This is a genomic window from Alteromonas sp. RKMC-009 (assembly GCF_003584565.2).
In the GTDB taxonomy this organism is placed as follows: domain Bacteria; phylum Pseudomonadota; class Gammaproteobacteria; order Enterobacterales; family Alteromonadaceae; genus Alteromonas.
Map to the genome: position 1 here is coordinate 4,549,445 of NZ_CP031010.1, position 14,031 is coordinate 4,563,475.

The window sequence follows — 14,031 nt, forward strand, 5'->3', positions numbered from 1 at the left end:
ATGGCTCGCTTATTACGTTGCTGGATAACGGGCCTTGCGCTGGCTGCCTTTATGGCAGGCAGCGCTTTTTCAGTTCAGGCCCGAAGCTATGACGATATTATTGAGTCAGGCTATATCACCATTGCGGTCTACAATAATTTCCCCCCTTATTCTTTTCTGGACGATGAATCTCCTGCCGGTGTCGACATTGAAGTAGGGAAAGCCATCGCTGCAGGATTAGGTGTTGAGCCACGCTGGATGTGGATTAATGCCGATGAAAATCTGGAAGATGATTTACGACAGGCAGTATGGAAAGGCCATATCATTACCCGCCAGAAAGCGGATTTGATGTTGCGTGTTCCTTACGACCGTAAATTCAGTTACGGCATTGACGGATACGGTCTGCCCCGCAATGAAATGGTGGTGATGTTCGGCCCTTATCACCGTGAAAAATGGGCGCTGCTGAAGAACACTGAAAAAACCAATGGCATCGACACACTGGCGATTTTCCAGTACGAGAAAATTGCCGTGGAAATCGACTCACTTCCGGACACCTTTTTAGGTTCAACCATTGGCGGCAGATTAAGGAAAAACATGGTGCATACTACCACCACCTTTGACGGCATAGACCTGTTCAAAAAAGGGGAAGTCGCTGCTGTTGCCGGCATGCAGTCACAACTGGAATGGGCACAACCTGCCTCCGAACAATACACCATCAATGCTACCGGTCTTGCTGCAATGAGCATTAAAGCCTGGGATATTGGTATGGCGGTGAAAACGGATTACCGGCAGTTGGCTTATGCCATTGAAGACATCACTGTTCCCATGATCGAAGACGGTCGCATGAAAGCCATTTTTGATGACTACAAGATTACCTACACGGTACCCGGGTTATACGCCGAAGAATAACCGGGCATACGGGGAGCGTGGTCCCGACATAAACACGCTTCCCATTTTAATTAAATCTTCCCCGTCCGTTTCAGTGCTGATACATCCCCAGACACACTGTTCCGCGTTCATCACGATTTGTTATGCAGACTACATAACCTATTGACCTGGCGTTATTTCCCTGTGCTTCTCACCCTCCCTTTTTGACCCGTTTTTCGGGGTATTACTACCAAGGGAGTAAAAATGATAATCCAAGGTTTAATGGTTGTTAAAAAAACATTAGCTAATACTGACCATGTCGTCGTCCGAAGATGTTCCATGCTTAGGGTCCGGAGGACGGATTAACAATAATGCAAGGCCGTAAGAAGAACGTTCCCAACTAATACAACTGTTTTTCAGACGAGCCGCTTGTGTAAAAAGGTGGAAAGACCACCGAAGCACCTGTTGAACTACTGGAGAAACCTGATGAAAAGTCGAACAGTTTCACGTCACCTGATTAGCTCTGCTGTCGGTCTGGCCTTGTCTCTTAGCACCTTAGGCGGTGTTCAGGCGGCAGGCGTTACCGATAAGGACATACTTAACGACGCTAATACCACCGGCGATGTTTTAAGTTATGGCATGGGCCCGCGCGGACAGCGCTTCAGCCCGCTGGACACACTGAATACAAAAAACGTTAAGAAAATGCACCCTGTGTGGGCGTTCTCGCTGGGTGGTGAGAAACAGCGCGGTCAGGAATCACAGCCTCTGGTACACGATGGCGTGATGTTCGTAACAGGTTCTTATTCACGTATTTATGCCATTGACGTTAAAACCGGTGATGAGCTGTGGCAATACGAAGCCCGTCTGCCAGACGGCATCATGCCTTGCTGTGACGTTATCAACCGTGGTGCCGCACTGTATGACGACCTGGTTATCTTCGGTACGCTGGATGCGATTCTGGTCGCCCTTGACCAGAAAACCGGTAAAGTGAAATGGCGTAAGAAAATGGGTGACTATAAAGCAGGTTACTCATTCACTGCTGCGCCTATGATTGTAAAAGGTAAAGTTATCACCGGTATTTCTGGTGGTGAATTCGGTATCGTAGGTAAAGTTGAAGCCCGCGATGCGAAAACCGGTGAACTGGTATGGACCCGTCCTACTGTTGAAGGTCACATGGGTTACCTGAACGGTGAAGAAAACGGCATCACCGGTGGTGAAGCAAACAAAACCTGGACTGGCGACCTGTGGAAAACAGGTGGTGCAGCAACATGGCTTGGCGGTACTTACGACCCTGATCAAGACCTGATCTTCATGGGTACAGGTAACCCTGCACCGTGGAACTCTCACTTACGTCCTGGTGACAACCTGTACTCTTCTTCACGTCTGGCTATCGATCCTGACACAGGCAAAATCGTTTGGCACTTCCAGACCACACCACATGATGGCTGGGATTTCGACGGCGTAAACGAACTGATTGCGTTTGACTATAAAGAAAAAGGTAAAACCGTTAAAGCGGCCGCAACGGCTGACCGTAACGGTTTCTTCTATGTCCTTAACCGTGAAAACGGCGAATTCCTCCGTGGCTTCCCGTTCGTCAGCGGTATCACGTGGGCTGAAGGCCTGAATGATGATGGTACGCCAATTTACAAAGAGGGCGGTCGCCCGGGTAACCCTGCTGAAAGCGAGAACGGTGAGAAAGGCGAAACTGTATTCTCAGTACCTTCATTCCTGGGTGGTAAGAACTGGATGCCTATGGCGTACAGCCAGGACACAGGTCTGTTCTATGTACCTTCTAACGAATGGGGCATGGACATCTGGAACGAGCCGGTAAGCTATAAGAAAGGTGCGGCTTACCTGGGTTCTGGTTTCACTATCAAATCTGTTTACGAAGATCACATCGGTTCACTGAAAGCCATCGATCCTAAGACCGGTAAAACTGTCTGGGAATATAAAAACAACGCACCTCTGTGGGGCGGTGTTCTGGCCACTGCGGGTAATCTGGTCTTTACCGGTACACCTGAAGGCTACCTGATGGGCTTCGATGCCAAAACAGGTGAAGAAGTTTACCGGTTCAATACAGGTTCAGGCATCGTCGGCTCTCCGGTTACATGGGAAATGGACGGTGAGCAGTACCTGAGTATCTTGTCTGGCTGGGGCGGCGCAGTACCTCTTTGGGGTGGTGAAGTTGCCAAACGCGTAAAAGACATCAACCAGGGCGGCACAGTCTGGACCTTCAAGTTGCCTCGCTCGTAACGCGGGCATCGTAGCAGGGCTTTGGTCCCACAACCCTGTTACGAGTTTTTCTTCAAAGAGCTGGTATGGACCTGACGCCGGCTCTTTTTTTAAGGACCCGCCTCATGACAGGATTCATCCATACTGCCTTTTTAAGAACCTTCTTCTTTATTTCACTCTGCTTTAGCGCATGTGCCACTCTGGCCGAAGAAGTCAATATCGATGATTCCCTTATCCAATCCATCTTTCCTAAAGCCACGCTCATTGGCGACAAGCAAAGTGATGTCCCCGTGCAACCGGTTTATCAGTTACAGGAATTGCTGGGCTATGTATTCGCCAGTAATGATCTGGTGAATTTACCCGGCTTCTCAGGTACCCGTATCAACCTGCTTATCGGCATCGACACCGCCGGCAATGTGAAAGGCATCCGGATAATCAATCACCACGAGCCCATTTTCCTGCACGGGCTCGGCCCGGAACCCATGCTCAATTTCATAAACCAGTATGAAGGTCTGAATGTGGGACAGCGGGTAATTGTAGATTCTGCCGCAAAGAATAATCCGGACGATCCTTCTACGGTGCATGTGGATGGCGTGACTAAAGCCACGGTGTCGGTGATCATCATTAACGACACCATTTTGCTGTCTTCGCTTAAAGTCGCACGTCAGTTATTGTCCGGGTTCGCCAGCTCCCCGCTGGCCACACCGAAAGAGGTATATGAAGAAAAAAGCTGGCAGCAGTTGCTGGAAGAAGGTCTGGTTCGTCAATGGCGTATCAGCCAGCAGGACATGGCTGACGGCTTCAACATTGAGCTCGATACCTTCCCCGGCGATACCTTTGACCTTTCTTACGACAACTTCGACGTGTATTACGCCTACCTGAACGCCCCGACTATCGGGCGTAATTTGTTGGGTGACAGCGAGTATCAACGCTTAATGGGTATTCTCAAACCCAATGAACAGGCATTCCTGGTGATGTCAGAAGGTTTCTTCAGCTATCTGGAAGACGACTTCAAACCCGGCACGGTAGCCAATCGCATTTCGCTGACGCAGAATGATTTGCCCTTCCCCATGCGGGATTTAAACTTCTACAGTTATGCCGACCAGCAATTGGGCGCAGGCATGCCTGAGAGCGACGATGTGCAGGTATTCGTGGTAAACACCCAGTCCGGATTCAACCCCGGTGATACCATGTCGCTGAACCTGAATATTGATATTGCCCGCAACCACCTCATCCGCAATCAACTGCACCTGCACGACGACTACAGCTTGCCTGAATCCCTGTTTGATTTTGCTGAAGCCGTTGTAGAAGAAGCGCCGAAAGCGCCCTGGGTTCGGATTTGGGAAAACCGCATCGTGGATATTTCCGTTCTGGTGGTAAGCCTTATTCTGGTCACGTTGATTTTTATCTTCCAGCATCGTTTGTCGGCTAACGAGAAGCTATTCCGCTGGGTTCGCTGGAGTTTCCTGACCTACACACTGATTTTCATTGGCTGGCTGTGGCAGGGACAGCTTTCCATCGTCAATATTTATCCAATCTTGCAAAGTGTGATTAATGGTTTCGACATCAATATGTATTTGATGGACCCCATTCTTTTCATTCTCTGGAGCTACGTATTCGTAAGTCTGTTTATTGTTGGTCGCGGTATCTTCTGCGGCTGGCTGTGCCCGTTTGGCGCACTGCAAGAAATGGTGGGCTGGATAGCGAAAAAGCTGCGTATCCGTCAGAAGAAGGTGCCTTTCGACACTCACAGTAAACTCTGGTGGGTTAAGTACGCCATTCTGATTGGCCTGGTAATCACCTCTTTCGCCTCAGTGAGAGTGGCTGAAATCGCCTCAGAAGTGGAACCGTTCAAAACCGCTATCACATTGCAGTTTGTACGTACCTGGCCGTTTGTTTTGTATGCCGTAGCCTTGCTGGTTGCCGGCCTGTGGATCAATAAATTCTACTGCCGCTATGTCTGCCCGCTGGGCGCTGGTTTAGCGGTGCTCGGTTACTTCCACGCCGGTGAATGGCTTACCCGTCGCAAGGCTTGTGGCAACCCCTGTACCCTGTGTCATCACAAATGCGACATCAAAGCCATCACGCCCACAGGTGATATCAATTACAACGAGTGCGTGCAGTGTCTGGAATGTATTGTTTATTACAACAACGATGATTTATGCCCGCCGCTTAAGAAAGCAAAGCGGCAGGACAAGGCCGGGCGTAATGGAAAGCAGCGCAAAGGCGATGTAGAAATTTATACACCGGCCTGATTTCTGCCGGCGCCCTTTTTGTTATTCAGGCTCAGCAGCTTGAGGATCTTTCCTGTCCAACCAGCTTTTCAACAATGCAAACGTAATGCGTGGCCGGTCGTTATAGAAACCGTGTGCACCACCGGGTACCACAGCCAATTCTGCCCCCGGCGTCAGTGCCAGATAGTCCTGCACCGTATCAATCCGGGCTGAGTCATATTGACCAATCATAAACAGGGTTTTCATCGGGTCGATGTCTGCCAGTAAATGGGTGGCATCGTAGCTCTTTAGCACGCCGGTAGATGAAAACTCACTCGGTCCCCACATTTTGTTGTAGATAAGCGGATTAAAGCCGTTGCCGCCGACGTTCTCGTAGTAGGCTCTGGCCGCTTCAGTACCAATACCACGGGTGTAATAAACAGAATAAAGTTTGGTGTAAGCCTTGCGACAAACGTCGCCTTCCGGTGGCTTCGCTGATTCACACTGTTTCAGCGTTGCCTGTACGTCTTGCGGGGCGGCTTTTACCAGCAGGTTTGCATCCATGATCCAATGTGGCGTTGAAATAAACGTGCCTCCTAAAACCGTAGACACGGTGTGCTGCGGATATTTAGCCGAGTATTCCAGTGCCAGCGCCGAGCCCCAGCTATGGCCCACAACATGCCACTGTTCGATTTCGAGTGTCTTGCGAATGGTCTCCAGAGAATCAACGAAGCGTTCTACCCGCCAGTTGGCCGGGTCGTTTGGCTGCTCTGATTTACCGCTGTCGAGTTGATCGTACATGATCACCATACGATCGTTGGCCAGCTCCGTCATACCGGCGAAGCCATTGTGAGTGCCACCCGGACCACCGTGAATAAATATCACCGGTGTGGCGTTTTTATGTTCAAGGCCGTTTAAGCGCACATAAATCTTGCCGCCTTCTACCGGTACCATCAGTTCCTTCTCAGGCTGAGCCCAGGCTGCGGTTTCTGCCACCGAATTGAAAGACGTTACACAAAAAGAGAGAACAGTGAGTAATGATAAAGCCACAGCTTTGGCTGATGACGGGAGTTTGAAGCGCATGAACTAATCCGGTTTGTAGTCGTTATTCTGGGAACAAAAAAAGGCGCTTAGAGTAGCAGAATATCCATTACCGGCACAAAGCGGTCAGCTGCACGTTTCAGACTGTCGGCAGTCAGCGCTTCAACACCGTACACCTCCACTTCACATTGGTGCTTTTCACGGGCACGCTGAACCAGCAAATCAAAATCACCGTCGCCGGACACCAGAACAAGTACGTCGCAATATTCCGCTGCTTCCATCATGTCCAGCGTTAAGCCCACGTCCCAATCACCTTTGGCACTGCCGTCGGCACGTTGAATAAAAGGTTTCAGTTTCACCTCAAAGCCAATAGCCCTGAGAATATTCTGAAACTGCTTCTGCTTTTCGTCATTGCGATTGATGGCATAAGCATTGGCGGTCATCACTTCCCTGTCGTGAGTTACCTCAGCCCAGAAACGGTTGTAGTCAAAGTTGCGTTTAAACGCACTGCGGGTGGTGTAATAGACGTTTTGCACGTCAACGAAAATACCGACTTTTTTCACAACAGACCTTAAATACTTAAATAGCGTTGAACATCAGCAAACCCGGAGCAACCTGAGTAGCGCATTCTGACAATAAAGGTTGTAATTCTAACAAAACCGCTCTCTGCCCGTTGCAAAAGAAAACCTTATTTGCAGTTCATGTGAACACAGGCAGAGTGATATAAGCGATAAATGATCCTTAGGAATCAGAAGCCATTTTCTCAACCAGATAATCCACAAACACCCTCACTCTGGCGGGCATGTGTCGCCCGCCGATAAACACAGCATGGATGACTTCTTTGTCTTGTGGATTGAAGTCTTCTAGCAGTGGAACAAGTTGTCCCGATGCGAGCGCCTGTTCGATATGAAAGTTGCCGACCCGGGTAATGCCAATATCAGCCATGGTAAGTTCAACCAGCGTTTCACCATTGTTCGACGTCATATTCCCTTCTATGGGCAGAATGTAGTCTTCACCATTTTCACGAAAAGGCCATCCCGGCTCTATGCGCTGGAAGCTAAAATCCAGGCAATTAAAGTGCTTTAAGTCGGCGGGGGTTTCAGGAATGCCCGCCTGCGCTAAATAATTGGGTGATGCGACCACAGTTCTGCCGGTTTCTCCTAAGCGCCTGGCGGTTAAATTGCTGTCAGGTAAAGGACCAAAGCGTATTGCGACATCGATGTGTCCGTCGGCCACATTGCTGATTTTATCGCTCACTTCGACTTCTATTTTGATGTTGGGATAGCGCTCTAAAAACTCTTTGTACAAGGGAATCATGGTCAAACGACTGTAGGCTGTTGCGGTACTTACTTTAATTAAACCGCTTGGACTCGCGCGGTCGGCAATGGCGCGCTCGGTCTCTTCGACATCTTTTAAGATTCGCCTGGCAGCCAGGGCATAAGATTCCCCTTCGCTGGTTAAATAAAGCTTGCGGGTAGAACGAACAAGTAACCGCACACCTAAACGCTTTTCTATTCGGGTCATCATCCTGCTTACTGCCGACGGTGTCAGGCCGAGTTCTCTGGCTGCACCACTCAAACTGCCGAGTGTCGCCACCTTTAAAAAGGTTTCCATTTCAGTCGTTTTATCAGCTTTAACTTGCTTCATTTGTGAACCCAATGCAAAACAGATTAGCTTTCCACCCCACTACTCGGGGGTTCTCTATATCGTTATATTCCCTAACATCATAAATAAACTTGAGTTCAACATGAAGATTAACTTCCCGCTAATGGCGCTGGCCATTGGTGCTTTTGGAATTGGTGTAACGGAATTCTCTCCTATGGGAATGCTGCCCGTGATAGCAGATGACTTAGGCATCTCTATTCCAACGGCAGGTATATTGATCAGTGCATATGCCTTTGGGGTACTGGTGGGTGCGCCGGTCATGACTTTACTGTTTGCCAATATGCCGCGCCGTCGCCTGCTGGTTTTGTCCATGGGCATTTTTACCCTGGGTAATTTAATGAGCGCGCTGGCCGACAGTTACAGCGCATTGATGATTAGCCGCATTATCACCTCGTTCAATCACGGCGTATTTTTTGGCGTTGGTGCTGTCGTCGCAACCCAATTAGTGCCGCCGAATCAACGTGCCGGTGCGGTTGCGGCAATGTTTTCAGGGCTTACCATAGCAACCGTTGGCGGTGTGCCGCTGGCAAGCTTCGTGGGCACAACGCTGGGCTGGCGAAATGCGTTTCTGGGCATTGCGGCTATCGGCTTAGTGGCAATGATAGCCTTGCGCTTTAGTTTGCCTCCTTTGGTGAATCAGGAAAAAGCGAACATTCGCAATGAATTAGCCGTGTTAAGCAAAGGTTCTGTGTTGGCAGCGCTCCTGTTAACAGTGGTAGGTGCCAGTTCTATGTTCACAGTATTTACTTACATTGTGCCAATTCTGCAGCAAGAAACCCATGCTTCAACCACCTTTGTAACGGCTATGCTGGTGCTTTATGGCGTGGGGCTTGCGGTAGGTAATGTGCTCGGAGGACGCTATGCCGACCGCACTTTGTACGGCACGTTAATCGTATCGTTAATTGCGGTTATTCTGCTGCTGGTGATCTTTACCGTTACCATGTCTTCTTCCATTGTCGTTGTGCCACTGATTTTCCTTTGGGGCATTGCCAGCTTCGCTGTGGTTCCACCGCTTCAATCATTGGTGGTTCAGGAGGCCAGCGAAGCGCCGAATCTGGCATCGGCCATGAACATTGGTGCGTTCAATCTTGGTAATGGGGTTGGCGCAGCTTTAGGTGGCGGCGTTATAAGTGCAGGTCTTGGATTACCAGCGGTAGCCTTAGCTGGCGCAGGCACCGCCTTACTTGGGCTACTCATGGTGTTAGTTGCCAGCAGAAAGAAAACAAGCTTTGCACTTGGCACCTAGCTGATATTAAACTTCAGAGCACCGGCTACCCGATGTTCGTGCCGGAACCAGCAAGGGGCTGACAAGCCCCTTCTCTCTCACCTTTTCCCCAATCCATATTTTCGGCAAGCCATACCTTCGGCTAAATTTTCCGCACATCCGTCTCAAAACCGGGACTTTTACATTTCAGGGTTATAGCGTAGAAATTGCAACAATATAACATCATCAAAAATAATAAGGTTCGGGGAACACATGTCATCCAGAAGACAGTTTTTGAAATATTCAGCGGCATTTGCCGCATCATTTACTGCTTTATCTTTATCTGCTCAGCAATTTGAAAGTCCGGTCGGTTCAGTTGAAACTGTTACGAAGGACGAAGCATTCTGGCAAAAGATCAGAGAACAGTACGATATTCAGAAAGAGATTATAAATCTCGAGCAGGGTTACTGGGGCAAGATGGCCAATCCGGTTCAACAGGCATTTTTTGACCACACCCGGCGGGTAAACCGCGAGATGTCGTGGTACGCCCGTAAGCACTTCAGTCAGGATTTACATGCTGCACGGGAAGCAGTAGCTGATGCCCTCAAAGTGAAAAAAGAAGAAGTCATGCTTACCCGCAATGCCACCGAATCATTTGTTGACCTGATTACTCAGTTTGATGATTTCTCATCTGGCGATGAGATCTTGTGGGCTGATACCGATTATCCTGCTTATCAGGACATGATGGCCTGGCTTAGCGCCGACCGTAAGGTAAAAGGTACCAAAATAAACCTTCCTGCCTATGGCGATGAACAGGACTATCTTGAGGCGTACCAACAGGCGTTCGAGCAACATCCGGACATAAAACTGATGTTGCTCACTCATGTCAGTAATCAACATGGCCTGGTGATGCCAGTAAGAAAAATTGCAGAAATGGCAAAGGAACGGGGCATCTATGTGATCTGTGACTGTGCGCAATCCTGGGGGCTGATTGACTTCACCATTGACGATCTTGGCGTAGACTGGGCCATTTTTAATCTTCACAAGTGGATTGGCTCGCCGGTAGGTGTCGGAGCACTTTATATGCGTCAGGGAACACTCTCTGCGGTGCGCCCGTTCCCGGGCGAAGATGCCGGCGACAGTGATGTATCGAACCGCATCCATCTGGCCACCTCCAATTTTGCCAGTTTCATGACCGTGCCCGATGCCCTCAATTTTCATAACAAAATAGGCGGCAAGAATAAGGAAGCCAGATTGCGCTATCTGTGGGAAAGCTGGACGCGGCCTCTGCGTGACAATACAGCGATTGAAATTTTTGGGGCCACATCTTCGACGAACGCATCGGGGATGGGAGGATTCAGACTTGCAGGGAAAACCAGCTATGAAGAAAACGCGGCCCTTCAGCTACAACTGGAAAAAGAGTTTGGCATTTTCACTGTGGTCAGAAAAGGTCTGTCCGCTGGCAGCAATATCCGCGTGACACCGCAAATTTTCACGCCGGTTGCCCACATGCAGAAGCTGGCAGAAGCGATCAATAAGATAACAGGCTGATAACAGGGCGCACCAGCGCCCTTGTTAAACGCCCTTCACCGTAATTGACGTAACATCACGTGATACCGCCACATCGCTGAGCAATTCGACAAAGTGCCTCACCTGTTGCGATTGCACAGGGGCGGCTTCTGGCAACTCACAATGTAACGAGGCATCACTGAGGCGCTCGTACACGACTTCCCGTCCACCAAGGTCAGCAAACTGACCGGCGTTCCTGATACGGTAATAATCATTAGCCAGTGTGATGGCGGGCATCGTAAGCAGTCCTTCATCAGTAACGCGTCTGACATTGCCACATACCAACATTTCCAGTGCGTCACCAACCGTTTGGCTTTGAATAAACGTAGCCAGTGGCTTAGGCCATTCGCGGCCCACATAGCGCTGTCGCACCACTTCTTTTAAATGGGCGTCGGTAAAACGCAAATAGTCCGGTGCATCCAGAATGGTGTTATCCCAGTTTATCAGTCCCGCCTGCTTGCGGTATTGCCACTCTTTAGCATACACAGGGAACAAAGTATCGAAACGGGCAACTTGCTGCTGAATGATGGTATCTACCTGAGCGCTGCCATCATTGTTCAGGGTAACCACGCTGTAGCCGGGCTGATAGGCAGCCAGCGACGGCACCTGCACATTCACCAGCCCGCCGGTGTCTTCAGGTTGTGCAATGTCGTACAGGTGCATGTGCCCTGCCATGTGCAACCGCAATCCTAGATCAGACAGGATCTGCGTTGTCGGTGCTGACGGCATACGTTTTAGTTGCATGCCGTTGTCTCCGAACAGCTCAGCCAGCTGCTTTCGTGTGTTGTCGTAGAAGTCCGCCATAGGAAAATGGCTGAACGCAATCAGGCGCTTATTTTGCTCTTCTGCCCGCTTTACCACGCCGGCAATCCAGTCAATGAGCTCAGGTTTATAGTCCACCAGCGCGTTGTAACCTGCATTCCCTGAACCATTAAATTCCAGCGACGATACTTTTCCTTTTGGTGTATACACATTGGCGTCGATAGCCAGTAGCCAAAGACCCTCTACCGGTTCAACCAGATAGCTGGCATCCGGCATGAAAATACAAGATTCCCCGTTCTCTTCATTCGGGTTGCTCTTCTCGCCCGTATTGCTTTCCTCACTCCCGCTTCCGGTGTCGCACCAGCGCCATCCACGCTTACTGACATCGGCTGTACCAAAGGGTGTTTCATACAACACATCCTGCGATGACGGGCTGAAGCCCTGTGATTTCAGGGATTCCATGATGTCAGCATAGCCCCATTCCCGCAGGGCATTGCTGCATTGCCATGCAGATTTATTCAGGCAATCAGGGTGGTCAGGACTCATCACCGCCACTTCTTTACCACTGCAATGCAGGAAGTCTTTCTTTCCTCCGGCGCGGGAGAAGGGTCGCACGGGGTCGTGGTTGCCGGTAATTGCAAAAAAGCGCATACCGTATTTGCCGGTGTATTCTGAGAGAATGTCAGCCAGCGCCCTCACATTGGCGGGCTGGCCGTCATCTGAAAAATCGCCGGGTAACGCCACCAGCTTAATGCCTTTGGCAGCAATCTCATCCAGTGCTGCGCGAAAAACAAAGTAGTTTTCATTAAACAGCCGCGTACTGTTGAGCTGTGCCTGCATGCTGCGCATCAACACCGGCGTTTGTGCTCCCTGCGAGCTGTCACCTGAGATCGGAGTATCTGCTATCAGTGGCAGTTCAGATGCATCCAAATCTTTAGCTGCAGCGAAGAAATCATGCAAGTGAATGTCTGCAAGAAAGGCAATTTGAACCGGTGCAGGCGTGTTCCCTGCAGTCTTGTTTTGTTCAGAGGGAGACTTGTCTGTTCCGCACCCGGCGAGACTAATGAGTAAAAGGAAAATAACCGGAAATTTCATAAAAGAACCTGTTTATGGATGGCTGACAGTCCGCAAGCACCTGGCGACTACTAATTTACAGACGATAAAGACAAACGAACGGGGACAAATTTTGTCACCTTATGTGACTGCCGGCTAATTGACTTAACTGTTAAGTACAATACTCACTTCACAGCCATCAGCAGTAAAGCGATGCTGATAGGTCCAGCCAAGCTTGGCTGTGACCCTTTTTACCAGTTCCAGGCCGAGACCGTAACCTGATTCGTCGTTTCCTACCGGGTCATTATACTGTTCTGCATTGTCTTCACGGTTGACGATCGTCAGGGTATGACCAGACTGGCTTATGGTAACCATACCACTTTGGGTATGCTGAAATGCGTTACGGATAAGGTTACCGCATACAATGCGAAGGGCTGTCGGCGGGATAGAGCAAACGACATTGTCCGTGGCGAGTTCCACGTTCACCTGTTTTCCGGTCAGCAAATACTGTAAATCCTGCACCAGCGCAGACAACATACCTCCCGGCTGAATGTCAGATACGGCCAGTTCATCGTGATCCTGACGGCTAAGCCAAAGCAGGGTTTCAGTAAGATCGGTCATAGTATGGGAAGCATGGTCAATGCGACGGATGGCGTTTGCGCCTTTTGACGGCCCTTTTTCTTCCAGTTTATGCAACAACTCCACACTGGAACGGATAACCGCAATAGGCGTGCGAAGTTCATGGCTGGCGTGGGAAACAAACTCCCGCTCTCTCACCAGTCCTTCCCGCACATGTTGCAGGCTGGAATGGACAATACCCGCCAGTTCATTAAGCTCCTGATATTTGAATTCCGGCACAGGTTGTTCCAGCGTTTGTTCATTAAGCCCCTGTGCCCATAACCGCAGTCTTTCCACGGGCCTGGATACGCTGCGCAGCAGGATCATCAGCACCCCGGCGAACAACACCAGCACGCCCAGCCCCAGGAGCATGGACCAGCCTTCATGGGAAATCATGAATTCAGGTTCGTCATCGAGTTTAAGAGAGTCAAACACCTGAGCTACGTACCGGTCGGGATATCTGCCGTGACGATCGGCAATTTTTACCACAAATACGGCACTGGACGGCCTGAAGAAGATAAACGATCGCTCAACGGCTTTATGTAAATGAAATGGCCGGAGTTTGTCCGGGTTGAATTTTGTTTTAACGCTGTCCGGAAAATCCTTCCAGTCGGCGGCAATAATAAAACTTAACACTTCCTGCGGCTTTCCGGGTTCAACCTGTGACACTCTGGCGGCAGCTATCATGTTGCCACGCATGACGCCGTCCATGCCGGCAAAAAAGTTCATCATTGCGAGCACACTAAAACCGGAGATGACGACTGTTCCCATTACCAGCAGGGCAATGAGAATATAGCGTCTTAAACTCAGACTGAAGCCACGAACCAT

Annotated in this window: 10 protein-coding genes; 5 read left to right on the top strand and 5 right to left on the bottom strand. The window is 49.9% G+C overall.

Annotated features, from left to right (window positions below; translation table 11 throughout):
- The 3 genes from DS731_RS19865 to DS731_RS19875 all read left to right on the top strand — a co-directional run bounded on the left by DS731_RS19865 (position 1) and on the right by DS731_RS19875 (position 5,333).
- Complete coding sequence (locus DS731_RS19865; protein ID WP_119502947.1) at positions 1-888, top strand: substrate-binding periplasmic protein; 888 nt, start codon at positions 1-3, stop codon at positions 886-888.
- A 444-nt stretch (positions 889-1,332) separates the two neighbouring features.
- Positions 1,333-3,099: a PQQ-dependent methanol/ethanol family dehydrogenase gene (locus DS731_RS19870; protein WP_119502948.1), complete on the top strand. Its 1,767-nt coding sequence runs from the start codon at positions 1,333-1,335 to the stop codon at positions 3,097-3,099.
- Between the two features lie 104 nt (positions 3,100-3,203).
- The gene (locus DS731_RS19875) at positions 3,204-5,333 is read left to right on the top strand and encodes a NosR/NirI family protein (RefSeq protein WP_161599187.1); all 2,130 of its coding nucleotides are present in this window, start codon (positions 3,204-3,206) and stop codon (positions 5,331-5,333) included.
- 21 nt (positions 5,334-5,354) lie between these two features.
- Here the strand turns inward: DS731_RS19875 and DS731_RS19880 are convergent, their stop codons facing one another.
- The 3 genes from DS731_RS19880 to DS731_RS19890 all read right to left on the bottom strand — a co-directional run bounded on the left by DS731_RS19880 (position 5,355) and on the right by DS731_RS19890 (position 7,979).
- Complete coding sequence (locus DS731_RS19880) at positions 5,355-6,374, bottom strand: proline iminopeptidase-family hydrolase (RefSeq protein WP_119502950.1); 1,020 nt, start codon at positions 6,372-6,374, stop codon at positions 5,355-5,357.
- Positions 6,375-6,421: 47 nt separating this feature from the next.
- A complete protein-coding gene (locus DS731_RS19885; RefSeq protein WP_119502951.1) occupies positions 6,422-6,895 on the bottom strand; it encodes an NYN domain-containing protein in 474 nt (157 codons plus the stop codon).
- 178 nt (positions 6,896-7,073) lie between these two features.
- Positions 7,074-7,979, bottom strand: coding sequence for a LysR family transcriptional regulator (locus tag DS731_RS19890; RefSeq protein ID WP_119502952.1), 906 nt, complete (start codon positions 7,977-7,979; stop codon positions 7,074-7,076).
- Between the two features lie 100 nt (positions 7,980-8,079).
- Here DS731_RS19890 and DS731_RS19895 point away from each other — a divergent pair, with 100 nt between their 5' ends.
- Together DS731_RS19895 and DS731_RS19900 are read left to right on the top strand one after the other, a co-directional pair.
- Positions 8,080-9,243 (top strand): MFS transporter, encoded by a 1,164-nt coding sequence (locus DS731_RS19895; RefSeq protein WP_119502953.1) that lies wholly within the window; start codon positions 8,080-8,082, stop codon positions 9,241-9,243.
- Positions 9,244-9,495: 252 nt separating this feature from the next.
- The gene (locus DS731_RS19900; protein WP_232373427.1) at positions 9,496-10,752 is read left to right on the top strand and encodes an aminotransferase class V-fold PLP-dependent enzyme; all 1,257 of its coding nucleotides are present in this window, start codon (positions 9,496-9,498) and stop codon (positions 10,750-10,752) included.
- A gap of 24 nt (positions 10,753-10,776) precedes the next feature.
- Here the strand turns inward: DS731_RS19900 and DS731_RS19905 are convergent, their stop codons facing one another.
- Positions 10,777-12,627, bottom strand: a complete 1,851-nt coding sequence (locus DS731_RS19905) for a metallophosphoesterase family protein (RefSeq protein ID WP_119502955.1) — start codon at positions 12,625-12,627, stop codon at positions 10,777-10,779.
- Between the two features lie 123 nt (positions 12,628-12,750).
- Positions 12,751-14,031: a sensor histidine kinase gene (locus DS731_RS19910; protein WP_119502956.1), complete on the bottom strand. Its 1,281-nt coding sequence runs from the start codon at positions 14,029-14,031 to the stop codon at positions 12,751-12,753.

Coding starts and splice junctions, on each gene's coding strand:
- DS731_RS19890 (WP_119502952.1), bottom strand. CDS start 7,979: ATGAAGCAAGTTAAAGCTGATAAAACGACTGAAATGGAAACCTTTTTA.
- DS731_RS19910 (WP_119502956.1), bottom strand. CDS start 14,031: ATGGTTCGTGGCTTCAGTCTGAGTTTAAGACGCTATATTCTCATTGCC.
- DS731_RS19895 (WP_119502953.1), top strand. CDS start 8,080: ATGAAGATTAACTTCCCGCTAATGGCGCTGGCCATTGGTGCTTTTGGA.
- DS731_RS19865 (WP_119502947.1), top strand. CDS start 1: ATGGCTCGCTTATTACGTTGCTGGATAACGGGCCTTGCGCTGGCTGCC.
- DS731_RS19905 (WP_119502955.1), bottom strand. CDS start 12,627: ATGAAATTTCCGGTTATTTTCCTTTTACTCATTAGTCTCGCCGGGTGC.
- DS731_RS19870 (WP_119502948.1), top strand. CDS start 1,333: ATGAAAAGTCGAACAGTTTCACGTCACCTGATTAGCTCTGCTGTCGGT.
- DS731_RS19880 (WP_119502950.1), bottom strand. CDS start 6,374: ATGCGCTTCAAACTCCCGTCATCAGCCAAAGCTGTGGCTTTATCATTA.
- DS731_RS19875 (WP_161599187.1), top strand. CDS start 3,204: ATGACAGGATTCATCCATACTGCCTTTTTAAGAACCTTCTTCTTTATT.